The 25,541-nt window shown below is 40.0% G+C and carries 25 protein-coding genes and 1 pseudogene; 21 read left to right on the top strand and 5 right to left on the bottom strand.

Features of this window, described 5'->3' with window-relative positions; translation table 11 throughout:
• The first annotated feature begins 3 nt into the window (after positions 1-3).
• From L1068_RS14580 to L1068_RS14545, 8 genes are all read left to right on the top strand, one after another.
• A complete protein-coding gene (locus L1068_RS14580) occupies positions 4-675 on the top strand; it encodes a PepSY domain-containing protein (protein ID WP_237130846.1) in 672 nt (223 codons plus the stop codon).
• Positions 675-2,507, top strand: coding sequence for a 2Fe-2S iron-sulfur cluster-binding protein (locus L1068_RS14575; protein WP_237130845.1), 1,833 nt, complete (start codon positions 675-677; stop codon positions 2,505-2,507). The genes L1068_RS14580 and L1068_RS14575 overlap by 1 nt, the downstream gene beginning before the upstream one ends.
• A gap of 26 nt (positions 2,508-2,533) precedes the next feature.
• Positions 2,534-2,881 (top strand): copper resistance CopC family protein, encoded by a 348-nt coding sequence (locus L1068_RS14570; RefSeq protein ID WP_237130844.1) that lies wholly within the window; start codon positions 2,534-2,536, stop codon positions 2,879-2,881.
• 18 nt (positions 2,882-2,899) lie between these two features.
• Complete coding sequence (locus tag L1068_RS14565) at positions 2,900-3,796, top strand: CopD family protein (RefSeq protein WP_237130843.1); 897 nt, start codon at positions 2,900-2,902, stop codon at positions 3,794-3,796.
• Between the two features lie 15 nt (positions 3,797-3,811).
• On the top strand, positions 3,812-4,276 hold the full coding sequence (locus L1068_RS14560) for a nuclear transport factor 2 family protein (RefSeq protein WP_237130842.1): 465 nt from the start codon (positions 3,812-3,814) through the stop codon (positions 4,274-4,276).
• Between the two features lie 79 nt (positions 4,277-4,355).
• Positions 4,356-4,787 carry a MerR family transcriptional regulator gene (locus L1068_RS14555; RefSeq protein WP_237130841.1) on the top strand — a complete coding sequence of 144 codons (432 nt, stop codon included), beginning with the start codon at positions 4,356-4,358 and terminating at the stop codon, positions 4,785-4,787.
• On the top strand, positions 4,777-7,020 hold the full coding sequence (locus tag L1068_RS14550) for a heavy metal translocating P-type ATPase (RefSeq protein WP_237130840.1): 2,244 nt from the start codon (positions 4,777-4,779) through the stop codon (positions 7,018-7,020). Before L1068_RS14555 ends, L1068_RS14550 begins: the two co-directional genes overlap by 11 nt.
• Before the next feature lie 11 nt (positions 7,021-7,031).
• Positions 7,032-7,385 (top strand): cupredoxin domain-containing protein, encoded by a 354-nt coding sequence (locus L1068_RS14545; protein WP_237130839.1) that lies wholly within the window; start codon positions 7,032-7,034, stop codon positions 7,383-7,385.
• 130 nt (positions 7,386-7,515) lie between these two features.
• Here the strand turns inward: L1068_RS14545 and L1068_RS14540 are convergent, their stop codons facing one another.
• Positions 7,516-8,121 (bottom strand): DNA-binding protein, encoded by a 606-nt coding sequence (locus tag L1068_RS14540; RefSeq protein WP_237130838.1) that lies wholly within the window; start codon positions 8,119-8,121, stop codon positions 7,516-7,518.
• 256 nt (positions 8,122-8,377) lie between these two features.
• Between L1068_RS14540 and L1068_RS14535 the strand changes: the two genes are divergently transcribed.
• The 3 genes from L1068_RS14535 (at position 8,378) to yfbR (ending at position 10,006) form a co-directional block, all read left to right on the top strand.
• Positions 8,378-8,728, top strand: coding sequence for a hypothetical protein (locus tag L1068_RS14535; RefSeq protein ID WP_237130837.1), 351 nt, complete (start codon positions 8,378-8,380; stop codon positions 8,726-8,728).
• A 3-nt stretch (positions 8,729-8,731) separates the two neighbouring features.
• Positions 8,732-9,301 (top strand): recombinase family protein, encoded by a 570-nt coding sequence (locus L1068_RS14530; RefSeq protein WP_237130836.1) that lies wholly within the window; start codon positions 8,732-8,734, stop codon positions 9,299-9,301.
• Between the two features lie 111 nt (positions 9,302-9,412).
• The gene (yfbR, locus tag L1068_RS14525) at positions 9,413-10,006 is read left to right on the top strand and encodes a 5'-deoxynucleotidase (RefSeq protein WP_237130835.1); all 594 of its coding nucleotides are present in this window, start codon (positions 9,413-9,415) and stop codon (positions 10,004-10,006) included.
• 118 nt (positions 10,007-10,124) lie between these two features.
• Here the strand turns inward: yfbR and L1068_RS14520 are convergent.
• A pseudogene (locus tag L1068_RS14520) lies at positions 10,125-10,454 on the bottom strand (HD domain-containing protein); the annotation flags it as partial.
• Between the two features lie 122 nt (positions 10,455-10,576).
• Here L1068_RS14520 and L1068_RS14515 point away from each other — a divergent pair.
• Genes L1068_RS14515 through L1068_RS14505 form a run of 3 tightly spaced genes read left to right on the top strand, consistent with a single transcriptional unit; the run spans position 10,577 to position 12,661 of the window.
• Positions 10,577-11,152 carry a hypothetical protein gene (locus tag L1068_RS14515; protein WP_237130834.1) on the top strand — a complete coding sequence of 192 codons (576 nt, stop codon included), beginning with the start codon at positions 10,577-10,579 and terminating at the stop codon, positions 11,150-11,152.
• A 59-nt stretch (positions 11,153-11,211) separates the two neighbouring features.
• The gene (locus L1068_RS14510) at positions 11,212-12,015 is read left to right on the top strand and encodes a glucosaminidase domain-containing protein (RefSeq protein ID WP_237130833.1); all 804 of its coding nucleotides are present in this window, start codon (positions 11,212-11,214) and stop codon (positions 12,013-12,015) included.
• Entirely contained in the window at positions 12,008-12,661 is a 654-nt protein-coding gene (locus L1068_RS14505; protein ID WP_237130832.1) for a DUF2987 domain-containing protein, read from the top strand. Before L1068_RS14510 ends, L1068_RS14505 begins: the two co-directional genes overlap by 8 nt.
• Before the next feature lie 232 nt (positions 12,662-12,893).
• Here the strand turns inward: L1068_RS14505 and pyk are convergent, their stop codons facing one another.
• The gene (gene pyk, locus L1068_RS14500; RefSeq protein WP_237130831.1) at positions 12,894-14,330 is read right to left on the bottom strand and encodes a pyruvate kinase; all 1,437 of its coding nucleotides are present in this window, start codon (positions 14,328-14,330) and stop codon (positions 12,894-12,896) included.
• A 468-nt stretch (positions 14,331-14,798) separates the two neighbouring features.
• On the opposite strand from pyk, the gene gndA reads away from it, so the two are divergent.
• Together gndA and msrB are read left to right on the top strand one after the other, a co-directional pair.
• The gene (gndA, locus tag L1068_RS14495; protein WP_054981264.1) at positions 14,799-16,172 is read left to right on the top strand and encodes an NADP-dependent phosphogluconate dehydrogenase; all 1,374 of its coding nucleotides are present in this window, start codon (positions 14,799-14,801) and stop codon (positions 16,170-16,172) included.
• Positions 16,172-16,543, top strand: coding sequence for a peptide-methionine (R)-S-oxide reductase MsrB (gene msrB, locus L1068_RS14490; protein WP_237130830.1), 372 nt, complete (start codon positions 16,172-16,174; stop codon positions 16,541-16,543). Before gndA ends, msrB begins: the two co-directional genes overlap by 1 nt.
• 62 nt (positions 16,544-16,605) lie before the next feature.
• On the opposite strand, the gene ansA is transcribed toward msrB, so the two are convergent.
• Entirely contained in the window at positions 16,606-17,616 is a 1,011-nt protein-coding gene (ansA, locus tag L1068_RS14485) for an asparaginase (RefSeq protein WP_237130829.1), read from the bottom strand.
• Between the two features lie 61 nt (positions 17,617-17,677).
• Positions 17,678-19,543: a signal peptide peptidase SppA gene (sppA, locus tag L1068_RS14480; RefSeq protein WP_237130828.1), complete on the bottom strand. Its 1,866-nt coding sequence runs from the start codon at positions 19,541-19,543 to the stop codon at positions 17,678-17,680.
• 215 nt (positions 19,544-19,758) lie between these two features.
• On the opposite strand from sppA, the gene L1068_RS14475 reads away from it, so the two are divergent.
• The 5 genes from L1068_RS14475 to L1068_RS14455 all read left to right on the top strand — a co-directional run bounded on the left by L1068_RS14475 (position 19,759) and on the right by L1068_RS14455 (position 25,492).
• Positions 19,759-21,732: an NADPH-dependent 2,4-dienoyl-CoA reductase gene (locus L1068_RS14475; protein WP_237130827.1), complete on the top strand. Its 1,974-nt coding sequence runs from the start codon at positions 19,759-19,761 to the stop codon at positions 21,730-21,732.
• Between the two features lie 58 nt (positions 21,733-21,790).
• Positions 21,791-22,486 carry a DoxX family protein gene (locus tag L1068_RS14470; RefSeq protein WP_054981269.1) on the top strand — a complete coding sequence of 232 codons (696 nt, stop codon included), beginning with the start codon at positions 21,791-21,793 and terminating at the stop codon, positions 22,484-22,486.
• Between the two features lie 74 nt (positions 22,487-22,560).
• Positions 22,561-23,109 (top strand): NAD(P)H nitroreductase, encoded by a 549-nt coding sequence (locus L1068_RS14465; RefSeq protein WP_105171316.1) that lies wholly within the window; start codon positions 22,561-22,563, stop codon positions 23,107-23,109.
• A gap of 7 nt (positions 23,110-23,116) precedes the next feature.
• On the top strand, positions 23,117-24,103 hold the full coding sequence (nagZ, locus tag L1068_RS14460) for a beta-N-acetylhexosaminidase (RefSeq protein ID WP_237130826.1): 987 nt from the start codon (positions 23,117-23,119) through the stop codon (positions 24,101-24,103).
• A gap of 12 nt (positions 24,104-24,115) precedes the next feature.
• Positions 24,116-25,492, top strand: a complete 1,377-nt coding sequence (locus L1068_RS14455; protein WP_237130825.1) for an SLC13 family permease — start codon at positions 24,116-24,118, stop codon at positions 25,490-25,492.
• The last annotated feature ends 49 nt before the right edge of the window (positions 25,493-25,541 follow it).

Here is a 25,541-nt window from a genome sequence, read left to right as displayed (position 1 = left end):
CTGATGGCTTTTGTCGGAATACAGTTCCTGTTTTGGTCGATTACTGGCATGTATATGGTGACTATGGATATTCACTATATACATGGTGAATCTTTGGCTAAAAGCCAGAAGGCCAAGATAGATATGGTAAATGTAGACTACTCTGTAGCGGAGCTTGTAACTAAGTATCCTGAAGCTAGAAGCGTTACACTTTCCCAAAGCATGGGTAAACCTTTGTATACATTCGTTGATGGAGAAAAGGGTAAAGTCGCAATTAGTGCCAAAACGGGTTTGCCTCAGCCACTTGTTGATGAAGTAAAAGCTAAAGAAATAGCATTATTTTACTACATGGAGAGCCACGAAATAGACAGTGCAGAGCTTATTAGCTCTGTAACTGATATGCCTGCTGAGCTATCTCCAAGACATTTACCTGTGTGGCGAGTGACTTTTGACAGTTACTCAACACCAACATTTTATATAAGCCAACATACAGGAGCGCTCGTCGCTAAACGACATGACTTTTGGCGTTTGTTCGATTGGATGTGGCGCTTTCACATTATGGATTACGATGATGGTGAAAATGTTTCTAACTGGTTTTTATTTTTAGTAGCTGCATTGGGTCTAGTTGCTGCTATCACTGGCGCGGTATTGACTTACTTTCGTGTGTTTTCTTCAAAGAAAGAGGAAGTAATCTGATGAGGCTATATAAACTAAATACGTCAGTACACAAATGGCTTTCTTTGATAGTTGGCCTACAACTGCTTGTCTGGCTGGGTACGGGCTTGTACTTCAATCTGATGGATCACACTAAAGCGAGTGGTAATGAGTTTAGGGTTCATTCTCACCATGACGGCAATATTGCTGATTTTAATCTAATTCCTGTTAGTGAAATCAATAGTGAGTCGCCCTTGGAAGTAAAACTTATATGGGTTTTACATCGACCTTACTATCACTTTATCTATGAGAAAGGACAGCATAGCTACCAAAAGCAAGAGTCAAAGTTATTTGATGCTACAACAGGTAAGCGCTTTAACCTGTCTAAAGAGCAAATTTTAACTTTGGCTCTAAACTCTTACTCAGGATCAGGAGATTTAACCACTCCAGTACTCACTCAGCCACCATTTTCAGATTACGTGAGTCAACAAAACTTAATGTGGCAAGTGGACGTTAAGGATGAAAATAGTACGACAGTTTATTTAGACAGCACTACGGGACAAATACTTCGTCATGCCAATGATGACTTTAGATTGAAAGACTTGATGATGATGCTTCACTTTATGGATTATGGGAAGTCTGGTGGGTTTAATCATTGGTGGATCATAGCGTTGGCTTTTGCGACGCTGTTTCTATCGATTACTGGCGTTACTTGGCTTATACAGCAGTATCAAAACGGTTTACTAAAGCTTAGCTGGAATCGAAATAAACAGAAAATAGCCGTGACTTTTTCAGAAGACGGCACAAGCTCAGACTTTGATGTAAACGGTAATTCAAGCGTGTTGGAAGGTCTTGCCAATTCACATATTTATTTGTCGTCAAGCTGCGGCGGTGGCGGTACTTGTGGCACATGCTTATTCTTAAATTCAACTCAATTACCGATCACTTCATCTGAGCAGGAGCACTTATCTATTGAGCAATTGGAGCAAGGCTACCGATTGGGATGTCAGCATAAGGTTTCGGAAATCAATTCAATTGCAGTTAATACGAATCGTGATATTGAAAATCATGAGTTAGTTGTTACCGCGACCCACTTTGTTACTCCATTTATTAAAGAGATAAAGTTTAAGGTGAAATCTGGCAAACAATTGTCATTTAAAGCCGGGGCATACATGGAATTTAAAGTACCTGCGGGGACCAATGAATTACGCCCAATTGATATGCCAGCTAACTTTGAAAAACATTGGAATGAATATCCTCACGGAAAATTCTCTCATGAAGGTGCGACTCGTCACTACTCTCTAGCTAATTTTGACGAAGAAACCGATGAGCTTACGTTTAACGTTCGCTGGCAGACTGCTGTGAATGGTGATAGAGCTGGGATCGGTTCAAGTCATTTAGGTTCACTGCGAGTTGGAGAAATCATATCTGCCAAAGGTCCATTTTCAGACTTTTGTGCCACTTCAAATAACAAGGTTCGCCGCTTTTTTATTGGTGCTGGCTCTGGCCTTGCCCCGCTTAGGTCGATCATTTTCGAACAGTTGATAAAACACCATCATCAAGGTGATATGACGCTGATTTACGGTGCTCGATCTGAGGATGACTTGTTATACCAAAGCGAGCTGGCTGCAATGGAACAGCAGCACAACAACTTTTCTTATGTTCCTACACTATCAACCCCTTCAGAAGAATGGGAAGGTCACTCAGGTTATGTACAGCATGTGCTATTGATGCATTTGAGCAAAGGAGTTCAACCATTCTCGACAGAGTTTTACTTGTGTGGCCCTGAAGCAATGATGAATGAGGTAGAACAAATCATTACTGATGTTGGTGTGCCCGGCAATCAAATATTCAAAGACAGTTTTAGTCGCTAATTCATAAATTTTAAATAGAGGTAAATATGAAAACATTAATCAAAATTTTGGCTGTAATAAGTATTTTATTCAGTAGCACAGTATTCGCACATGTACATCTTGAAAAAAGTGTACCTTCGGATAATGCAATGCTAATGAGTACACCGGAAAAGTTGACGCTTACATTCAGTAAAGATGTACGTTTGGTCAAAGTATCGTTAAAAAATAAGCAAGGTAAAAAAGTGAAGTTTGGCTTTAAACCTTCAAAAGAAGCGAGCAATGAATTCTCGTGGAAGTTACCTAAGTTGGCTCCCGCTAATTACATCGTAGATGTGACTTTCTTAGGTAAAGATGGTCACAAGATGAAGGACAACTTTGGTTTCATGGTTCATTAACTAAATGGAATAACTGTAATGGAAATCTATATCTGGAATACAGTCATAGTACTGTCAAAAACAACTTTTTATATTGGCTTTGCCTGTATTGCTGGGTATACATTTTTTGACCGAGCGTATAGTGGAAACGTTATTGAAAATGGAAAAGAAAGATCATTTAGTCAAATAACCATTTTGAGTGCCTTCATAGCTTTTATTGCCAATGCAGTATGGTTTTTTGCTAATACTGGCGCAATGGTTGAAGAAGGGATATCAGGAGCAGTAGACCTAGACATGATTGATATCATGTGGGATTCATCAATTGGCGATACGGCATTATGGCGCTCGATTGGCTTAATTGGAGCTACTACAGTAGTAATGTTTTCTTCTAGATTTACAGAAAGAAAGCAAAGTAAACATGTCCAACAAGCCTTGCTTGTCATATGTCTATTTGTCTTTTCCTATTCATTTACTTTGATTGGGCACATTTCCGACATGGGGGTGTTTGAAAAAACTCTGTTAATGGTGCATGTCATAGTTATGGCATGGTGGTTTGGTGCCCTTTACCCACTCAAAAAAGCTTGTAATACGTTAGGGCGAGATGAGCTTTATCAATTAATGGAAGGCTTTGGAAAACAAGCTAGCGTTATGGTGAGTTTGCTACTAGTTGCGGGTTTATTATTAGCAATTCAGTTGGTTGGTGATATTGATGCTTTGTTGTGGAGTAATTATGGGCAAACCATATTGGTTAAATTGTTTCTTGTAACTAGCATATTGACCATTGCAGCTTTGCACAAACTAAAATTGGTCCCAAATCACGAATCTCACAATGGCAGAGAGGCTTTATCTAAATCGATCTCGATAGAAATGGTAGTCGCTTTTGTCATTTTATTCGTTACTTCAGGGCTTACCAGTGTTGTTGGCCCTGCAAATTAAAACCTAAAAGAGAACATGAAAACAATAAATATATTACTCGTTTTATTAATTATGTTTAGTTTCGCGGCAAACGCTCACGGAGATAAACACAAAGGCAAAGGATTATTTAAAGGGATAGATACGCCTGCTGCAAAGGTAGTGTTGGCGTTCCACGAGGCACTTGAAACTGGCAATAAGAAACAAGCTAGAGCGCAGTTAGCGGATGATGTCACCATTTATGAGGGCGGTCGTGTTGAAAGAAGTGCAGACGAATACGTTCATCATCATATGTTGTCTGATATGAAGTACTTGGAAGTTATGAAAAGCAAAACTCTAGAGCACCAAGTGACAATACTTGGAGATACAGCGATTTCAGCCTCACGTAGCCACACCCAAGGCACTTTCAAGGGTAAAGAGCGCGACTATCAAGGGATGGAAACAATGGTGCTGGAAAAACAAAACGGCGAATGGAAAATCAAGCACATTCATTGGTCAAATTGATAATTAATATACTTGACCTGTGTCTTGGACACAGGTCTAAACTGTACTTAATTACTAATTTATTAAGTCAGGAGAGTCTATGAAAGTCTCTGAATTAGCGGATGCATTCGGCACGACAGTCGATACTGTTAGATACTACACTCGCTTAAAAATGTTGAACCCAATTAAGTCAGAAAATGGCTATAAGTATTACTCTCCTAGCGAAATTTCTCGGTTCAAGTTTATTTTAAGTGCAAGACAACTGGGGTTTTCAGTGTCAGATATACAAAACATTGTTGATGAGGCGAGTCACGGTAAAGCGGCTTGCCCCTTGGTACGAACACTAATAAAGGAAAGGTTAGCTGAAACCGAAGAACAATTTCAGGCTATGTTAGTTTTGCGAAAAAATATGAAAGATGCGTTGATGCAATGGGAAACCAAGGAAGACAAAGCTCCGACCTCAACTATGGTATGCCATCTAATAGATAGCTTCGAGCTAGTGGCTGATGAGGGAGGTTCTAATGACAAATAAGATATCCAACCAACAACTTATCATTGAAGGTGCGGGCTGTGCTAGCTGTGTTGGAAAAATCGAAGGGGCTTTAAATGCAACCCTTGGTGTAGTTAGCTCAGAAATGAACTTTGCCGATAGAACCGTAGTGGTAGTTGGTAAAGCTAAAACTGAAGAGTTAATCAGAGCCGTAGAGTCGGTTGGTTACAATGCTAAACCAATTGAGGATAGCTCGGCAACTGATGTACTAGATGAAAAAGAAGCGGCTGATTGGGCTTATTACAAAAAGCTGATGAGAGATACATTTATTGCACTTTCTTTAGGCATACCTCTTATGATCTACAGTATCGTTGTTGGTGAAATGACAGTAGAAACAAACGCTGAACGAATGTCGTGGTTCATGGTTGGTGTTTTAATTTTTGGCGTTATGTACTTTTCAGGTAAGCATTTTTATGTTGGTGCTTGGAAGAACTTCAAAAATCATTCTGCCAATATGGACACTCTGATTGCACTAGGAACGGGTACGGCATGGATTTACTCTATGGTTGTTGTCTTGGTGCCTGATGCTATCCCGATGATGGCTAGGCATGTGTATTTTGAAGCAACTGCTATGATAATTGGTTTGATTAATTTGGGTTTAGCACTTGAACTGAAAGCTAGAGGAAAAACATCGGAAGCTATAAAGCGTCTCATTGGTTTACAAGCTAAAACAGCAACTGTAGTTCGCGATAATAAAGAAGTTCAAATTGGAATTGAACAAGTTTTACTTAACGATGTTGTGAAAGTTAAACCGGGTGAGAAAATTCCTGTCGATGGCGTTGTATTAGAAGGTCACACTGCGATTGATGAATCAATGCTTACTGGCGAGCCGATGCCTGTTGAGAAATCTGAGAAAGATGAAGTTGTTACGGGCACTTTAAACAAATCAGGCATGATTTTATTTAAGGCAACACGAGTAGGGAAAGATACTGCGCTTGCACAAATTATCAATATGGTGAAACGAGCACAAAACTCTAAACCACCAATAGGCCGACTTGCAGACGTGATTTCAGGTTACTTTGTACCTGTAGTGATGATCATTTCGGTTTTAAGTGCATTAGCATGGCTTAACTTTGGGCCTGATCCGGCGATAGCCTTTGCCATTGTTTCCGCAACGACGGTGTTAATTATTGCTTGCCCTTGTGCCTTAGGCTTGGCGACGCCTATGTCGGTTATGGTTGGGGTAGGTAAGGCAGCCGAAGCTGGTGTACTTATTCGAAATGGAGAAGCATTACAAACAGCCTCAAAAATCACGGCAATGATATTAGATAAAACAGGAACTATTACGGAAGGGGCACCTAAGGTAACAGATATCGTTTTGGCACATTCAAAAGACGATAAAGAAGTATTACAGCTTGCCGCTAGTCTAGAGAGTGGTTCAGAGCACCCTTTAGCGCAAGCGATTGTTGAAAGTGCGTTAGAGCAGGATATTGAGTTACTAAAAATTGAATCGTTTAACGCCATTACGGGTTTTGGTGTAGAAGCAAACTGCAACAATAAAACCCTGCTTTTCGGCAACGATAAGTTAATGAAGTTAAAAGGCATAGACTTCACTGGCTTTATTGAACAAGCGCAGTCTTTAGCAAAAGAAGCCAAAACACCTATGTACTTTGCTGTAGATGGTGAGCTTGCCGCAATTATTGCTGTCGCAGATCCCATTAAGTCAGACTCAATCTCTGCTATCAAACGTCTTCAGGCCAATGATATACGCATCATCATGTTAACAGGTGATAACAAGGAGACTGCCGCCTCTGTTGCTAAAAAAGCGGGTATTACAGAGTTTCTTGCTGAGGTACTGCCAGAAGATAAAGCAAACAAGGTTAAAGAGCTACAAGACAGTGGCGAGATCGTTGGTATGACAGGTGATGGCATTAACGATGCTCCTGCGCTAGCGTTAGCTGATGTTGGTTTCGCCATAGGCACAGGGACTGATGTAGCTATCGAAAGTGCTGACATTACCCTAATGCGTGGCTCACTTCATGGCCTTGCTGATGCTATAGCGGTAAGCAAAGCAACTCTGCGAAATATCAAACAAAACTTGTTTGGCGCGTTTATTTACAACGTTGCAGGAATTCCTTTTGCAGCGGGAATTCTTTATCCGTTCTTTGGTATTTTACTTAGCCCCGTCATAGCAGGGGCTGCTATGGCCTTTTCGTCTTTGACTGTGGTGTCAAATGCGAACCGTCTTCGTTTATTTAAAGCAAAAGAACACTAAGGGAAATCGTTATGATGATTACTAATTTCTTAGGTTTTGTATTGATAGCGCTCATTATTTGGTGGTTCTGGCTATACAAACCCAAAAAAACAATCGTAGATACTAGTGAAGTTATTATTGAAGTAAATGATGGCGTTTATTCTCCAGCATCTATTCAAGTCCCCGCCAGACAGCCAATTACTTTGAAGTTTATACGTAAAGATCAATCTCCATGCTCAGAAGCATTACTTATTCCAACACTTGATGTAAGTGAGCAACTGAAATTGGGAGAGGTAACACAAATTAATCTTACAAACCTAATGCCGGGCGAATATGCGTTTCATTGCCAAATGCAAATGTATTGTGGTGTTATAAAAGTAATTTAAAATCACTTGGTAGTATTTTTTTCAAGTGGATTTGAATATAGAATCCACTTCATAGAATTGTTAGGTCTGAATTTACTGGCAAAAGTACAAAGATCTGTTACCGACTAAGCGTAATATTAGATCAATGTTATTACTTACTTAATACTTCAACTTTACCTTCTAGTTTTCCGTAAGCTCGTTGGAGTTTATCAAACTCAACTTCTTTAAATTCAAGTTGCTTGATGCGACTTTCATTCGCTTCAATTAGTCCAATAAGCTTCGAGTTCTCAGCAACTAATTCCTCATTTCTAGATTGCAAAGCATCTATTTCAGATTCTAGTTCGTCAATTTTATTGTCGCTTGATTCAATAGCGAGGCTTGCTTGATTTTCAGATTCCTCATATTCAAGGATCTTTGATTGGTAATCATCAATAGTAGATTTAACTCTTCTTTCGGCAACTTGTTGTGCGACTTTGTAGCTTTCAATTGCTAGTTTTTCTAATTGGCTCTTAGCAGTCAGTTGGTTTTTTTCTAACTTGTCTGCTATTTCAATCGGCAGCTCTACTTCTGTTGTATCTTCCTCTGTAACTGTTTCTTGTTCTTCTAGATGTTTGGACCACACTAATTTAATACGTTCCGAACTTCCGCCTTGCAATCTATTTCTTATCGCAAAAGGGCTTATGAGTTTGCCTTCTGCCTCAATTGCCAGCCCAGCGTTAATAATTTGCTGATCTGAAAATTCCGCTTTTCTACCCATGCTCACCTCAAAAAATAAGTTAAATAAGTTATTTATCTTAATTAACTTTAGTGTGTTTTTGCTATTTTTCAAATAAATGAATAGATAAAGTCGCTTGTAAGCTAAGCAATCACTTTTTTGTAAATGTTATGGCGTTCTACTCTATATGGTGAACGAAAGTTGTCGATTCTATTAGTTCATGTACGAAACTTGTTGGATTGACTTTCGTTCACTTCTTGGATAGGGTGTACGAAAGGTATAACTTTCGGACATTTATATGAGTAAAAAGAAAGAAATCAGAAAAATATCATTCGAAGAGTTAAAAGAAATTTTAAGAGATCCATTTCGAGTAATAGTGGAAGAAGGTAATACCACGCATATTTGTGAATATGGACAAGAAAGCTATAAGGTACTTGAACGAGTGTCATTAAGTTCAGAGGCTCACAAATTAATTAAGCATTTAAGTACTAACAACATTATTTATAAATCTAAATGGGGAAGAAACATAGTTTCTGATATTCCTGACTTCGCTACGTTCTATGACATTCATCGTGGAGATATCTATGGAAATCAAACTAGTGATGAGTACGAGATAGCAGAATCTTTAGGGCTGGCTGAAGCTAGATAATATATGAAAGTTGGTTTTGCCAGAGTATCAACTCAAGAACAGGAGCTTGATATTCAACTTACTAAATTAACTGAATTTGGCTGTGAAAGAATCTTTCAGGGTAAACAGTCTGGTGCTTCAGTTAAAAATGATGAGATGCTAAAAGAGCTTATTGATTTTATAAGAGATGGTGATGAGGTTATTGTAACTCGACTAGACCGATTAGGTCGCTCTTTAAAATCTATTCTGAACGCTATAGAGGATATCCATCGCAAAGGTGCAAACCTTAAAACCATAGATGGCTCACTTAATACAAGCAGTGATAATCCTTTTTCGAAAGCGATGGTTAATCTGTGTGGAGTATTCGCTCAACTGGAACGTGACCTTATTCGGAGCAGAACTGCTGAAGGTCGCGAAAAAGCAAAAGCCCAAGGAAAGCATTTGGGAAGGATGCCAGCGTTATCTAATAAACAAGCTAAAGATATAAAGGAAGCTATATCCAGAGGTGAATCTATATCTAGTATGGCAAAAAAGTACAAAGTTAGTCGCTCAACAATCAATCGAACACTTAATCGAATCTCAAAAGAAGGCTAAGTACACATTTTATAGATATATGCCACTTGAACCTTCAAGTGGGGGAATATGATATTTTATTTTAAATACTGAATTGGTAAGAATTTTAATTTTATTAAGAGAGGTGCTGTAGTGAAAAATAGTTCGTTTTTAGCATGGATATTGCGTATGAACCTTATTAAGCGATGGTCTCCCATGCACTTAATGAAACAAGAAAATGTTGCAGAACATAGTCATCAAGTTGCCGTTATTGCTCATCTCCTAGCAACTATTAAAAATGTGTACTGCGGTGGTCAAATAAGTCCTGAGAAGGCGGCTACAATAGCTTTGTACCATGAGGTTTCTGAAACTAAACTTCAAGATATTAATCACGTTACTAAATACAGTTCTCCAGCATTAACCGAAGAATTCAAGAAAATTGAAGACTTGGCAGAGATTGAGTGTCTAAACACGCTACCTGAAAAATTACAACCTCTCTTCAAAGAGCTGGTTATCCAAAAACAGGTTGATAAAGAATATAAGAAACTAGTAAAAGCAGCCGATATTCTTACTGCTTATTTCAAAGCATGTGATGAACTCAAATTTCATAATCCTGAATTCGTATCTGTCAAAAAGCGCTTATCTGAAAAGGTTGATTTGTGTAAAGAAGAAATGCCGGAAGTAGGAGTGTTTATGGAGCTATTTGAACAAAATTGTTTAGCTAGCTTGGATGATTTATCTAGTTAAATTTGACTTTTGAATTTTGTATGTGGTAAATTGTATGTATAGTTTTTGGCTTAAAGCATTAATTAATAAAGCCTAAAGCTGCCTCCCTTCATCAACAAATACAAAAACGGTGTTTTCTTCCGAATGGCGGGTGACCAATGTCGTGGGCGAGCGATAATGTTTCGATAAGACTGCGGCAAGGTAAACATGCTGAAAATGACGCATTGCTTGGATTTGCTCTTAGTTGACCTAAAATACCACTGGCAATTTGCGCTACTTCGAGTGAATGGGTTAATCGGGTGCGATAAAAGTCATTTACGCCAATGCCCATAATTTGGGTTTTTGCTTGTAAACGCCTAAAAGCGGCTGCGTGAATAATGCGAGAGCGGTCTTTTTGATACGGGGAACGTTTATCATCGGGGCGATGTTTGTTTTCTTGATAACGTCTAGCCAGCCATTCTTCAGTCATAAATCCGGTTTAATCTACTTATATCATAGTGTTATTTTAGACATAAATTGCAACAACTTAAAACACTATTAAGGTATAAGCTGTGCCATAGTTAAAGCTATGGTGATATTTGGAGTGAGATTATGCCATTACCCATTTTGCTTGGTGTGTCAGCAGCCGCAGTGTTAGCAAATTCGTTTTATCGTAGTGAGATAGAAAAGCAAGATAAACAACGTAAGTTAGGTTTAAAGGCAAGCAGTGCGGTCGGACGCTACCCGTGTGATCATTTACCGAGTGAATTTCAAATAACGCCGCAAATTGGCAGTATAGTGTGTTGTGGTGTGTACAACGGGTTTATCCACACAGGCTTAGTAATTGATGATGACCTTGTATTAGAGTTACATGGTTCTGGATTATCGCGTGCCATTAGTTTTAAGCGCTTTTTACAAGACCGCAGTGGTCAGCATATTTTTGTTGCAGCAGACACGCTTACCAACCCAATCATATTTGATTTTGACCAAGAACACATCGCTCGTCAGGTGTTTGCTTATCACGATTATCACGTGAGTAAACGTAATTGTTATTCACATTCTTGGTACTGCTTAACGGGTAAAATGACGCCGTTTGCTAGTTTCGAATTATTTAATAAAGCACTTAGTTCGTTAGTGGGTCACAGTATTTATTGGGATAGAGCAAAGATTAAAAAGCTTACGTCCTAGTATGCATTAGTGTAGAATTGTTCCTTTTTTTAGACATTTCTAAACTACTTAAATTTTATATGAAGTTATTATTAAAACTAATTATAGTGTGTTTGTTTGGTTACATGTTGGTCGCGCCTTGGCTCACTGACACTGAACAACAAACCGAATCTAAAGATAAAGCAACGCAAGTAAAAAAAGTGGTTGTTGAAAAGCCGCTGCATAATGTGAAATTGCCTGATTTTGCGGAAATTCGTGATGTGAAAGCGCGCAAAAAAGCGTTCTTTGATTTGTTAAAGCCGCATGTTTTAGCGGAAAACAAGCGCATCCTAAAGCAACGTGAAAAAATTGATTTAGCCTTAACTGAACTAGAACTCGGCTTTGCAGTTCCCGAAACACAAATCAAACCGTTAAAGAAAATTCTTGTTGAATATAAACTCGACGACACAGTTAACGAAGAAAACTTAACGCGTGCATTACGCCGTGTTGATATGATTCCACGCGCCATGGTGTTAACACAGGCGGCGAACGAGTCAGGCTGGGGTACCTCGCGTTTTGCACGTATTGGCTTAAACTTCTTTGGCTTATGGTGCTTTAAAGAAGGCTGTGGCATGGTACCTAATAAGCGTAATGAAGGGCGTAGCCATGAAGTTGCGGCATTTAAAACACTTGAGCAAAGTGTGCGCGCATATTTCAGAAACATTAATACTCACCCTGCATATCAACAACTTCGTGATCTAAGGCAAAGCAATCGCTACGACGAGCAGATTATACTAGCCGAGAAGTTATTGAATGGTCTTGGCAGCTACTCAGAACGCGGTCAAGCCTATATTGATGAACTAAATCACATGTTAATGACGAATCAAAGGTATTTCGGTGAATAAGATTTTAGTAGCGGCAGGCATTTTTGCATCAACACTTTCGTTAACGGCAAATGCGTCTGAATTTGTTGTCTCGTATGATGGCTTTTATGACCGTTTAAAAGTGATGTCGAAAGGGGATTACGCAAGCGCAGATGTTGGTTTTTATTTAATTAACCAAAACGCCAATCCCTGTACGATTGAAAGCGGCAGTATTATTACTAAAACCAATGAGTATCCTCTTAATTATACGCAAACCAGTAAATTGCTGTTACCGTTTGATGAAACGCTCGATAAAGACAAAGCGCTTATCGTGATACAGCCAAAAGCAGGTGAGCAATGTCAGTTAAAATTGCAGATGGAATCAAGCCAAGATTATGGTGACAGTGTGTCGTTAAAACAAATGGCAAAGCTGCAAACTGAGTTTGATGATTTAATTGGCCGTTTGTCTGGCTTTTTTATGCGTACGTTGTTCTCGTTTATGATGCCAGAAGTGAAAGGTGTCACCTTAGTGTTTGATAACACAGTAGCTGCACCAATGGGCGCGGGCGATGAAATTAAGTGTAAGGACAATCGCTGTACAATTGAATCGCTTAATGTGGAAGGGGAAGACAAGCGTTTAACGTTTTCACAACCAATTAAACAAGTGATCCCATATATCGCAAAATAATACCAATTCACTTAAGTAGCTGATCATCCTAGCGGACTAAATATCATGTTAACTGCGTTAGAATTTATCAATGTAGAACAACTACATAAGAAAAATTCCGCCTTGTTACCATTTCATTTATCCAGCGCTATTCTTGATCACATACTTAACAGAATTGGTATAAGCGATTTATTCATTGTTAAAAACAAAAAAACCAGTTCATTTGAACTGGTTTTTTTATATTAATTTCGGCTTAATCTACCGTAACTAACTTAAGTGTATTTGTTGCACCAACAGTTTCCATTGCATCACCATGGGTCAAAATTACTTTATCACCAGATTGTAAGTAGCCTTTGCTTACTAATGTCGCTAATGCTTGTTTTACCAGCGAACCTGAATCGTATTCTGTTGAATCGAAATACACCGGATAAACACCACGATAAAGTGCTGTTTGACCAAGTGTGCGGTTGTGGCGAGATAGCGAGTAAATTGGTAAACCAGAGCTAATACGCGACATTAATTTTGCCGTGCTACCCGATTCAGTTAATGCAACAAGTGCTTTTACAGAATCTAAGTGGTTTGCTGCGTACATTGCTGATAGTGCGATTGTTTCAGATGTATTTTCAAACATTGAATCTAAGCGGTGCTTAGAAATAGCAGTTTGAGGCTGAGACTCTGCACCTAAACAAACACGCGCCATAGTCTCAACTGTGATAGCAGGGTAGTCACCCGCTGCAGTTTCTGCTGATAACATTACCGCATCAGTGCCATCAAGTACGGCGTTTGCAACGTCCATTACTTCTGCACGAGTTGGCATTGGGTTATCAATCATTGATTCCATCATTTGCGTCGCAGTGATAACAGTGCGGTTTAGCGTACGTGCACGGCTGATAATTGCTTTTTGCTTACCAACAAGCGCCGCATCACCAATTTCAACTCCTAAATCACCACGGGCAACCATAACGGCGTCAGATGCTAATACGATATCGTCAATTGCTTCTTCCGTTTCAACGGCTTCTGCACGTTCGATTTTTGCAAGTAGTTGCGCTTTTGAACCGGCAGCTTCTGCGAGTGAACGTACATAACGCATATCATCGCCAGAACGAGGGAAAGAAACCGCAATGTAGTCAACGTTGATCTCAGTTGCAGTGATTAAATCTTCTTTGTCTTTGTCTGTAAATGCTGGTGCGGTTAAGCCACCACCTAAACGGTTGATACCTTTGTTGTTTGATAACACGCCACCAACAGTTACTGTGGTGTGCACTTTTTTACCAACAACTTCATCAACAGTTAATTGAATTAAGCCATCGTTTAATAGCAATAAGTCGCCTGATGACACATCTTGTGGTAACTCTTTATAGTCGATACCTACACCATTGATGTCGCCTTGACCTTTTTCCATTTCAGCATCAAGAATAAACTTTGCGCCTACTGCTAAGTCAACTTTACCTTCTTTAAACGTTGAAACGCGGATTTTAGGGCCTTGTAAGTCGGCAAGAATAGCGATGTGTGTATCTAATTTTTTAGCAATTTCACGTACTTTTGCTGCACGATCTTTATGATCTTGTGCGACGCCATGAGAGAAGTTTAGGCGTACTACATTGGCACCTGCTTTTATTACTTTTTCTAAATTATCGTCTCTATCTGTAGCAGGACCGAGTGTGGCAACGATTTTGGTACGTCTTGGCATTTAGTAGCTCCCGTTGGCTATTTCTATATATTCTTTGTATTACACAACAACTAAGCTAAAGAGGCTAGCTTAATATACTTGCTTTTTGTGTGGTTAGTAGATTATGACACCGGTGTCATGTTGGCGTCAACTGATTGCACACTAGATTTAGTATGAATAATATTTATGTAAATTTTATTATACGCCTTTTAAATTATCTTAATAGCCCTAAAAAAGGACATAAGTCCGCTGAAATCGGTCGTTAGACGATTGATATTCGGTAGAGAATTGAACAAATCGAGTAAAATTAAGGCCTAGCAAAGAAATTATATTCTATAATTTTTTTAATAATAAAATTGCATGCTGGTCGAAAAGCCATATAATGCGGCGCCATTACCGCTTAACTAATCTAAAAATTCAGTGTAAACATCGCACTGACTAAAATTTAGATTAGCAATGAATTCACACCTAACAGTTAGGAGATTTTATATGCAAGTCGCATTAGTTGGCTTAGGCGTTATGGGTAAGAACCTTGCCTTAAATTTAATTGAGAAAGGTTTAAATCTCGTCGCTTATGACAAAAACCCAGATGCAGGCGAAGATTTACTGAGCTTAGCGAAAAAAGAAGGGTTTGCCGAACGACTGCATATTGTAAGCGACTTATCCGACATGGTTCGTCGTCTTGAAACACCGCGTTCAATTTTACTTTTAGTACCAGCAGGCGAGTTGGTAGACAAAGTGTGTTCAGAATTAATCGAAGCGGGCGTTGATATTAACGATATTATTGTCGATTGCGGTAACAGTAATTATAAAGACGGTATTGCCCGTAAACTGAAATATCAAAATAAGTTTGAATTTGCCACTATGGGTATTTCGGGGGGGGCTGAAGGAGCACGTCATGGTCCTGCAATGATGGCATCGGGCTCTGAAGGCGGTTGGGAACGCATTATTCCTTTCTTCGAAAAAGTAGCGGCAAGCCATAATGGCGAATCGTGCTTTGCCCGTGTTGGCCAATCGGCATCAGGTCATTTTGTAAAAATGGTTCACAACGGCATTGAATATGCGCTGATGCAGTTAATTGCTGAAGTGTATCATTTATTGCGTTTAGGCTGCGGTAAATCAAATGATGAAATTGCAGCGCTTTTTGATACTTGGTCTGAAGGTGAACTAAACAGTTACCTACTGTCAATTTCAAGCCATATATTAAAGCTTAATTCGAGCGATAACACACCGATTGTTGATTTAATCGATAACAAAGTTGGTGCAAAAGGCACAGGCCTTTGGACTGCACAAAATGCCCTTGAATTAGGTATTGCGGTACCGTCGTTAGTCGCAGCGGTTCAAGCTCGCCACTTAACGAATACACAAGATACACACGCTGCGTTAGAAATGACTTACGCAGCTAAGCAACCTGCGAAAGTAGACATTGATCTTGAAGAATTACGCAAAGCATTCCATTTAGCGAGCCTGTTATGTTACCGCCAAGGTTTAGCCTTGATTAAAGGTGCATCACGCTCTCATCAGTGGAAGGTGGATTTAGCTAAAACGTTACAAACATGGCGTGCAGGCTGTATTATTCGTGCAGATTACTTAGATCAAATCGCAGAAGGTAACGGCTTTATTGATGGTTTAAATGATGAAGTGATTGCACTTCGCAACATTGCTGCTGACGCAGTAAGATCAGGCCTTGCGTTCCCAGTACTTGCAGCTACGCAAACTTACTATGCAACGCTCACAACACCAAGCAATGGTCATTTAGTGCAAGCACAACGCGATTACTTTGGTGAGCATGGTATTAAAACGCATGAAGGCGAAACCTGTCATTTAACTGACTTAACGCATATAGACGCAAAAGTACGATAATGGATAAAAAATGGCAAACACACCTCACCGACGCACAAAAACATGTGTGCGTAGATGGGGGCACTGAATACCCATTTACGGGAGAATATAACGACTTCTTTGAGTCGGGTGATTATTACTGTGTTTGCTGTAATGCTTTGCTATTTAAATCGGATGATAAATTTCAATCTGGTTGTGGTTGGCCGGCTTTTAGTTTCAGTGAAAAAGAAAGTATTCGTTACTTACGTGATAGCTCACATGGCATGGAACGTATCGAAGTGCGTTGTAAGCAGTGTGATGCGCATCTTGGTCACGTATTTAATGATGGTCCGCCGCCTACCGGTACACGCTATTGTATTAATTCAGTGTGTTTAGATTTTAAAGCAAAGTAATTACAAGTTAGTTAATAAAAAAGCGCCGTAGGGCGCTTTTTTATTGGCATATTACATTTGCTCTAGCGAGTGAGTTCACCTTTTAGATTGTCTTGCATTAAATGACGTACTGTTTCAACTTCTAAGTTTTGACTAAGTAAGTAATGTAGTTTTGTAAGACAAGCTTCTAATGTCATATCGTAACCGCTAATTACGCCCGCATTTAGTAGTGCGTTACCGGTTGCATAACCCCCCATATTAACACTGCCTTGAATACATTGAGTAAGGTTGATAATTACTAACCCTGCTTGTGTTGCGCTACTAAATAATTCAAGCATTTCGGGGTTTTGAGGTGCATTACCTACACCGAAACTCAATAGTACAAGTGCTTTTAAAGAGTCTGTCATCATACTTTTAATCAGGTCGACAGAAATGCCTGGGTACAAGTGCAATACGGCAATTTGCTGAGGCGTAATTTTAGTGACGTCCAGTTTATTGTTTAAACTTGGGCTTAATTGACCGGCAACTAACTCAATATTAATGCCAACCTTAGCAAGGGGCGACATATTGGGTGAACCAAAGGCAGCAAAACCATCAGCATGCATTTTAGTTGCACGGTTACCACGGTAAAGTTGATTATTGAAATATAAACTTACTTCACCGATAGGGTAATTAGCTGCAAGATACATTGCATTGAGTAAGTTAACTTGACCGTCTGAGCGCAATTGCGATAGTGGAATTTGCGACCCAGTAACAATTACCGGCTTGGTTAAATTTTCCAACATAAAGGAGAGGGCAGATGCGGTATACGCCATGGTGTCGGTGCCATGTAGGACGACAAAACCGTCGTAATCTGCGTATTTTGCTTTAATATCATCGGCGATTTGCTGCCAATGAATCGGGCTCATATCAGATGAATCAATTAACGGGCAATACTCGTGAATATCAAATAATGGCATTTCTTCACGATTAAATTCAGCGCTGGCTTTAACAGTTTGAGTAAGAAATCCTTCAGCTGGAATATAGCCTTTGCTTGATTTCTTCATACCTATGGTACCGCCTGTATAGGCGATATATATTTTCTTTCTTTTCATAAAAATAGCCCGGTAGTTGTACCGGGCTATTATAGTGTAAAAGTTAGGATATAAGTAGCGTTTAGTAGCTAACTGTACACACTAAACACTTAGCGTAAACACCATTTGGATCGTTAAACTGCTCTAAGCTTGATACTTGCTGTTTAAGACCATGTGCTGTTTGCATTATGCTGTTTTTAACTGGCGCGTAATCGTCTTTACTAATGTACGCTTTAACAAACGCGGCCGCTTGAGATTCACCAAAAATCTTTTGTACTAGCATTTCTTGCTCAGTCAGTTGATGCTCAATAGTGATAACATCGTACATCGATAAGCTAGCAAGCTCAGCTGCGCGTTTAATTGCATCTTGCTTATTACCAAGAGCATCTACAAGACCAAGCTCTTTTGCTTTTGTACCAATCCAAACGCGACCTTGTGCTACTTTATCAACTTCGCCTTTATCCATACCGCGTGCTTCAGATACAACCGTTAAGAAGCGGTCATACGCACTTTCTACAGACATTTGAATAACGTCAGCTAGCTTTGGCTCAAGTGGGCGCAGCATAGAAAACGATGCCATATCGGTTGTTGCAACACCATCTGAATAAATACCTAACTTAGCGAGGGTCTTTTCAAATGTCATCATAGTACCGAATACACCGATTGAACCAGTGATAGTACTAGGCGCCGCCCAAATTTCATTAGCGTTTGCTGCAATCCAATAGCCACCTGATGCAGCAACAGAGCCCATTGATGCAATAACAGGTTTACCTGCGTCTTTTAACGCTAACACTTCTGCACGAATAATTTCAGATGCGAACATACTACCGCCACCTGAATCAATACGCAGTACAACGGCTTTTACTTTTTCGTTTAAGCGAGCGCGACGTAGTAGTTTCGCTGTTGAATCACCACCAATTTCGCCTGCTTTACGTTCGCCATCAACAATGTTGCCTTTTGCAACAACCACAGCAACTTTATCCGTAATTGGGTTTTCAATTGGGAACGGTGGTTTTAACGTTTTTAAGTATTTGTTAAATGAAATCTGTTTAAATGATTTACCTGATTCATTGTTGCCTACTTCTGCAATTAGCTTTTGGCGTAATGCCTCTTTGCTCACTAATTGATCTACCCACTTATATTGCAATGCGAATTGACCTGAATGACCATTAACCTTGGCAAACTTTTCTTTGTACGTTTCCATATCTTCGTCAAAGTTTGTTATTTCAAAACCACGGTGTGCTGCAACGTCTGTTTTATATTCAAGCCAAAGCGCGTCTAACCATGCTTTATTTGCTTCTTTTGCAGCATCTGACATGTTGCTGCGGATCAGTGGCTCAACAGCGGACTTAAATGTACCAACGCGGAAGATATGTTGTGAGATTTCCAGCTTATCAATCGCTTCTTTAAAATAAAGCGGATAAGTTGCATAACCTGAAATATCAACAGCGCCATATGGGTGCATTAAGATTTCATCGGCTTTACTGGCAATGTAATACTGCGCTTGCGAATAATAATCGCCGTATGCATATACTTTTTTGCCAGTTTCTTTGAACTTATCAAGCTGCGCCGCAATGGCCTTTAATTTATTAAGATGCGCGCCCTGCATTTTTTGTAGGTCGAGTAATAACAGCTTTATTTTTTTATCTTTTGCTGCGTACTTAATCGTCATCAAAATATCGTCAAGCAATACTTCAGGTGGCTCATCATTTGAACCCATAGAGTCATTAAGTGCAGCTTCTACAGGGTCAATGTATGTTTTCTCTTCAACAATATTGCCAGATAATGACAGTACTAGCGCAGAGTCTTGTTCAACAATAATTTCGTCTTCTGAACTCATAATTGATACAAACAGTGCAATTAGAATAAAGAAGAACAGAATGTTTAATACGAGGCGTCTTGAAAAATTTAGAATATTCCAAAAGCCTACAAATGCCTTTTTAACCAAAATCCTATCCTATATATAGATTTATCATCTATTACCATCTTAACTTACTTTTTAGGCAAACTTAAATGAAAAACGTAACTAAGTGTTTAGCAAAAAAGTTTAGATAAAACATTATAGTTAGTGAGTAAGTTAAGAGATCACTTTGGACAAGCTTGAGTTAACTGGTTAAACCAGTTAAAGTGCTTGAGGTATGACCAGTAGAGTAAGTAGCAAGTATGTTAGAACAAGAATTAAAACTGAAAAACAATTCACTGCGAAATCGCCTTGTAATGGGCTCAATGCACACCGGTTTAGAAGAAGGTGTTTGGAACATAAAGCGCTTAAAAGCATTTTATGAGGCACGCGCAAAAGGCGGTGTTGGTTTAATTATTACAGGGGGCTTTAGCCCAAACTTGGTTGGTAAATTAACGCCAATCTCGTCGTCATTTAATACGTTTTTTGATGTGTTAAAGCATCGCCCAGTAACCAAAGCGGTGCACGAACACGGTGGTAAAATTTGCTTGCAACTGCTTCATGCAGGACGATATGCCTATCACCCATTTAATCAAGCGCCAAGCGCAATTAAGGCGCCAATCAATCCATATAAGCCAAAAGAAATGTCGCTTAGCAATATTCAAAGCACGGTTAAGTCGTTTGCTAAATCGGCTCGACTTGCAGAGCGTGCAGGCTATGATGGCGTTGAAATCATGGGTTCAGAAGGTTACTTAATTAATGAGTTTATGGCTCCGCGTACCAACAAGCGCACCGATAAATACGGTGGTTCAAACGAAAATCGTATGCGTCTTGCAAAAGAAATTGTTGAAGCTGTGCGCCGAGAAGTAAGCGATAAGTTTATTATTGTATTCCGAATTTCGGTAATGGATTTAGTGGAAGAAGGTTCAACCCAAGATGAAGTGATTGAACAAGCAAAAGTGTTAGAAAAAGCGGGTGTTGATATTTTTAACACCGGTATTGGCTGGCACGAAGCTCGTGTTCCAACCATTGCTAGCATGGTACCGCAAGGTGCGTTTGTTGAAGCAACCGAAATGCTAAAACAGCATGTATCTATTCCATGTGTTGCGGTAAACCGTATTAATACGCCAGACCTAGCTAATTCAATCTTAACTAATAAATCTGCCGATTTAATCTCAATGGCAAGACCGTTACTGGCAGACCCAGATTTCTTTAATAAATACGTTGAAAACAAAAGCGACAACATTAATGTGTGTATCGCGTGTAACCAAGGTTGTTTAGATAACGTATTTAAAGGTAAACGCGCCACATGCCTTGTCAATCCGCGCGCAGGTTTTGAACTAGACTATTCATTAGAGGCAACAACTAATACTAAAAATGTACTTGTTGTCGGTGGTGGGCCAGCAGGCTTAGCGGCAAGTTGCTATTTAGCTGAGAAAGGGCACAAAGTGACGTTAATTGAGCGCTCAAAGCACTTGGGTGGTCAGTTTAATTTAGCGATGCGTGTGCCGGGTAAAGAAGACTTTAATTATACCCTTGATTACTTTAAATCAGAGTTAGCTAAGTTAAAGGTAAATGTTCAGCTTGAAACTGCGTTTGACGATAGCATGTACGAACAATACGACAATCTGGTATTTGCTACCGGTGTGCGCCCGCGTGAAGCGTCATTTGCGTTAAAAGATGGCAGAACCTTGCTTGCGTATGATGAAGTTATCCGTGGCGAAGTAGAAATTGGCAAAAATGTCGTTATTTTAGGTGCCGGCGGTATTGGTTTTGATATGGTTGCGTTTTTAGCTGAAAAAGCGAATAAGTCGGTTGACGAATTCAAGCAGCAATGGGCAATTAATGTCGAAGGGCATCAACATAACATTCCACACAATATTACTATGTTAAAGCGCAGTCCAGGCCGTTTTGGTAGCGACCTAGGTAAAACGACGGGTTGGATCCACCGTGCGGTAGCGAAGCAACAAAATGTACAACAGATCAGTGGTTGTAATTATGTCGAATTGAATAAAGACGGTCTCGTTATCGAGGTAGATGGTAAACAACAAACCATTCCATGTGATTCGGTGATCACCTGTATTGGCCAAGTGTCTAATACAAATACCTTTGAATCACAACTCGAAAATGGGAAATATGCGTCTAAAATTGATGTGATCGGTGGCGCAAAATTGGCCTCAGCAATCGATGCAAAACGCGCAATTTTCGAAGCGCTGCAAGTTGCTCGAAAAATTTAGTGAATAAATAACTATGTTTTACCGGTCTTTAATTTAGTTATAAAAATTAGAGGTCGGTATGACACTGCTTAATCACTATCAAACATTAATTCAAAAAAGCCAGATTTTCTCTGGTATTCCATTTTTACTGTTCCGCTTAATTCTCGCACCTGTGATGATCATTGCAGGTTACAGTAAGCTCGGTATGAGCGAAAACCCTGCTAGTTTTTTAGAAGCCATTACAGCGTTACCTAGCGTTGTTTCATGGTTTGGTAATAGCGAATGGGGATTAGGCTTACCAATGCCGGAGTTGTTGGCATTTTTAGCTGGATGGACAGAATTTCTGGGTGGGTGGTTGATTTTAATCGGCTTATTTACCCGCGCCGTTGCGATTCCATTAGCGTTTACTATGGTTGTCGCGATTACCACGGTGCATTGGCACAATGGTTGGTTTTCAATTACCCCAACAAATAGTGAAACCAGTGCCGCAAAAGTATTGGATTGGCTAGCTATTCCTGGTGCAAAGGCCAGCTTAGAAAATTCCAAAGCAGCACAAGAGCGATTGAACAAGATGCGCGAAATCCTTGATGAACATGGATTTACCGAATACTTGTATGAAACCGGTAAACCCGTTGTGTTAAATAATGGTATTGAGTTTGGTTTTATTTATTTTGCGATGTTGTTGAGCTTATTTTTTAATGGCGGCGGCAGATACGTCAGCCTCGACTATTGGCTTGCGCGCAAGTTTTTGCCAAACACCCAGCAAGATAGCTAGCCCATCGGTGCGTTAAACTCTTTTCTTTTCAGTGCAGTTTGTTAAGCTTGGCAAAAAACTAACTTGTCAGCTTAATGAACGCATTAGAACTCTTATTAGAACGTCAATCAGACAGTAAACTCACTACACCAGGCCCAACAACTGAGCAATTGGATATTATTAAACAAGCAGCGCTTCGCGCGCCAGATCATGCAGCGCTTAAGCCATGGCAGTTTATTCTTGTTGAAGGTGATGCCCGTGAGAAACTTGGCGAAATTTATTATCAAGCCGCATTGAATAACAACGCCGATGACACCGTGTTAGCACGTGCAAAAGAACTGCCTTTGCGTGCACCGCTTATTATTATTTGTATTGCCAAGTATAAGCCTCATGACAAGGTACCGAGAATCGAGCAGGTACAATCAGCAGGCTGTGCGGTAATGGCAATGCAACAAGCGGCATTTGCACAAGGGCTTGCAGGTGTATGGCGCACTGGTAGTTATGCACAAGACGACTATGTAAAACAAGCGCTTAATCTTGCTCCAGAAGATGAATTAGTTGGCTTTTTGTATCTTGGCAGCAAAGTAAACGATTTCAAAAAGTCGCGAAATATCGACGTTAATGATTTTTTCACAAGCTTGTAGGGGCACCATGCTAGGACCAATTACTACAGGCATTGATGATAAAACGTTATCACAAGAAGAGCTTGAGCTATTAGCGCACCCATTAGTGGGCGGCGTTATTTTGTTTTCCCGTAACTTTGAAAATATCGAGCAACTGTGCGCGTTAACAAAACACATTAAAACCATCAATCCATCCCTTTTAATTTCAGTTGACCATGAAGGCGGTCGAGTACAGCGTTTTCGTGACGGGTTTACTGAATTGCCAAGTATGTCGGATGCATTTGTGTTTGCTAATGGCGGCTTAAATGATATTGGTTGGACACTGGCTGCAGAGTTACTTGCCTGTCAAATTGATTTCTCATACGCTCCTTGTGTTGACGTGAATGGTATTTCACAAGTGATTGGTAATCGTGCATTCTCGTCTGAACCCATGGATGTAATTAATGGCGCGAAAACGCTGATTGGTGGTTTACACAGTGCGGGTATGAAATCGGTTATTAAGCATTTTCCGGGTCACGGCTCGGTCGGTCCAGATTCGCACATTGCAATGCCGAAAGATGATCGTAGCTTTAGAGAGATAAGTCAGTTTGATTTACTGCCGTTTAAAGCGTTAATTGATTTAGGCATTGCGGATGCGGTAATGCCTGCGCACGTGATCTACTCTGAAGTTGATGAAAATCCAGCGTGTTTTTCGCCATTTTGGTTGCAAAAGGTGTTACGACAGCAGCTTGGTTTTAACGGCGCTGTGATATCTGACGATATGGGAATGCAAGGCGCAGTGCAAGTGGGAGATAATGTCACCCGAGTGACAAAAGCCCTGCAAGCCGGGTGCGATAACGTACTACTGTGCAATGAAAAAGAAGGACTTTACCAAGTACTTGACGGGCTTTCGATAGCAGATTTTCAAGAACACGGTTCACGTATGAAGGTGTTTCATCAAAAGCGTTATCCAAGTTGGGATGATGTGAAACGTGATGCACGATGGCAAAATTGCCAAAAACTGATAAAAAGTTAACCTACAAATAATATGAATAACAATAATAAACATATTTTGATTGGGGTTGTTTTGTGCCTTGTTGCTTATTTAGCATCACGATATTTATGGCTGCAACCCGATACTATTTCCTTTACCTTAGCAATTACCGTTATTACCGCCTATTTTTGGGTGACTGAGGCATTACCAATACCGCTTACGTCGGTCATACCAATTGGTTTGTTTCCATTTGTTGGCGTATTAACGCACCAGCAAGCAGCATCATCGCTAGGCTCACACGTTATTGTATTGTTGATGGGCGCGTTTATGTTAGCGGTGGGAATTGAAAAATCTGGCGTTCATCGACGCATTGCATTTGCCATTTTGAAAGTCATTGGTGGCGACAGCGCACTTCGTATTATATTTGCCATTATGGCAACTAGCAGCATTTTATCTATGTGGATTTCAAACACCGCGACAGTCGTTGCGTTGCTCCCTGTGGTGCTCGCGATTTGCGCATCAACCGATGATAATCGATTTAAAATCGCCTTATTGCTAGGGCTTGCGTATTCGGCATCGTTGGGTGGAGTAGGTACACTGATTGGTACGCCACCAAATGTGATTTTTGCGTCGGTTTATGAGGAGTTTGCTGGTGAAGAATATGGTTTTATTCGTTGGATGAAAGTAACCGTGCCGATTATTGTGATTTCAATTCCATTAATGGCGCTATGGCTTGCCCGTGGCATTCGTTTATCGTCGGCTATTCATCTGCCTAAGTGCGATGGTTGGAGCATTGCAGAAAAACGCGTGTTAGTGATTTTTGCGATGGTTGCGCTACTTTGGGTGTTTCGCAAAGAGCCGCTTGGCGGCTGGTCACAGATGCTTGATATTAATACCGTAGGGGATTCGTCAGTTGCCTTACTAGGCGTTCTTGCGATGGCAATAACCAGTAATGGCAAAGGAGGTCGTATTCTTGAATGGCAGGACGCGAAAGAAATCCCATGGGGCATGCTGCTGTTATTTGCCGGTGGTATTTGTATCGCTAAAGCGTTTGTTTCAAGCGGATTAAGTGAGTTACTCGGGCAGTTTTTTGTGGCACTGGGTACGTTACCTGTATTACTTAGTTTGTTTGCATTAGCGATAGGGGTCTCATTCTTAACGGAAATTACCTCTAATACCGCAACAGCGACGCTTATGATGCCAATTATCGCAAGTGCTGCGATTGCACTTAATTTACCAATTGAACTATTAATGATCCCTGTGGTGATTAGTTGCTCGTGTGCATTTTGTTTACCGGTTGCAACGGCACCTAATTCAATTGTTTTTGCCAGTGGCGAAGTGTCAATTAAAGATATGGCAAAACAAGGCGTTGCACTCAATATTTTAGTTGCGTCAATCGTCGCGTTAGTGAGTTTTTATTTCTTGACATAAAGCTAAAATGGGCTATTTCAAAACTGTTCGTTTTTTGTTAAGGTGATGT

Source organism: Pseudoalteromonas sp. MMG024 (assembly GCF_021654175.1).
GTDB lineage: Bacteria > Pseudomonadota > Gammaproteobacteria > Enterobacterales > Alteromonadaceae > Pseudoalteromonas.
The sequence above is the reverse complement of the archived record's forward strand: the minus strand, read 5'-3'. Positions and strand labels throughout refer to the sequence as shown.

Bases quoted from the DNA above. Each gene is read 5' to 3' on its own strand.
- L1068_RS14560 (WP_237130842.1), top strand. From the start codon at position 3,812: ATGAAAACAATAAATATATTACTCGTTTTATTAATTATGTTTAGTTTC.
- L1068_RS14575 (WP_237130845.1), top strand. From the start codon at position 675: ATGAGGCTATATAAACTAAATACGTCAGTACACAAATGGCTTTCTTTG.
- L1068_RS14550 (WP_237130840.1), top strand. From the start codon at position 4,777: ATGACAAATAAGATATCCAACCAACAACTTATCATTGAAGGTGCGGGC.
- L1068_RS14535 (WP_237130837.1), top strand. From the start codon at position 8,378: ATGAGTAAAAAGAAAGAAATCAGAAAAATATCATTCGAAGAGTTAAAA.
- msrB (WP_237130830.1), top strand. From the start codon at position 16,172: ATGGATAAAAAATGGCAAACACACCTCACCGACGCACAAAAACATGTG.
- L1068_RS14540 (WP_237130838.1), bottom strand. From the start codon at position 8,121: ATGGGTAGAAAAGCGGAATTTTCAGATCAGCAAATTATTAACGCTGGG.
- L1068_RS14530 (WP_237130836.1), top strand. From the start codon at position 8,732: ATGAAAGTTGGTTTTGCCAGAGTATCAACTCAAGAACAGGAGCTTGAT.
- L1068_RS14555 (WP_237130841.1), top strand. From the start codon at position 4,356: ATGAAAGTCTCTGAATTAGCGGATGCATTCGGCACGACAGTCGATACT.
- L1068_RS14455 (WP_237130825.1), top strand. From the start codon at position 24,116: ATGAATAACAATAATAAACATATTTTGATTGGGGTTGTTTTGTGCCTT.
- gndA (WP_054981264.1), top strand. From the start codon at position 14,799: ATGCAAGTCGCATTAGTTGGCTTAGGCGTTATGGGTAAGAACCTTGCC.
- L1068_RS14545 (WP_237130839.1), top strand. From the start codon at position 7,032: ATGATGATTACTAATTTCTTAGGTTTTGTATTGATAGCGCTCATTATT.
- L1068_RS14515 (WP_237130834.1), top strand. From the start codon at position 10,577: ATGCCATTACCCATTTTGCTTGGTGTGTCAGCAGCCGCAGTGTTAGCA.
- pyk (WP_237130831.1), bottom strand. From the start codon at position 14,330: ATGCCAAGACGTACCAAAATCGTTGCCACACTCGGTCCTGCTACAGAT.
- L1068_RS14510 (WP_237130833.1), top strand. From the start codon at position 11,212: ATGAAGTTATTATTAAAACTAATTATAGTGTGTTTGTTTGGTTACATG.
- L1068_RS14570 (WP_237130844.1), top strand. From the start codon at position 2,534: ATGAAAACATTAATCAAAATTTTGGCTGTAATAAGTATTTTATTCAGT.
- L1068_RS14565 (WP_237130843.1), top strand. From the start codon at position 2,900: ATGGAAATCTATATCTGGAATACAGTCATAGTACTGTCAAAAACAACT.
- L1068_RS14475 (WP_237130827.1), top strand. From the start codon at position 19,759: ATGTTAGAACAAGAATTAAAACTGAAAAACAATTCACTGCGAAATCGC.
- L1068_RS14580 (WP_237130846.1), top strand. From the start codon at position 4: ATGGCTTTTGTCGGAATACAGTTCCTGTTTTGGTCGATTACTGGCATG.
- L1068_RS14470 (WP_054981269.1), top strand. From the start codon at position 21,791: ATGACACTGCTTAATCACTATCAAACATTAATTCAAAAAAGCCAGATT.
- L1068_RS14465 (WP_105171316.1), top strand. From the start codon at position 22,561: ATGAACGCATTAGAACTCTTATTAGAACGTCAATCAGACAGTAAACTC.
- ansA (WP_237130829.1), bottom strand. From the start codon at position 17,616: ATGAAAAGAAAGAAAATATATATCGCCTATACAGGCGGTACCATAGGT.
- nagZ (WP_237130826.1), top strand. From the start codon at position 23,117: ATGCTAGGACCAATTACTACAGGCATTGATGATAAAACGTTATCACAA.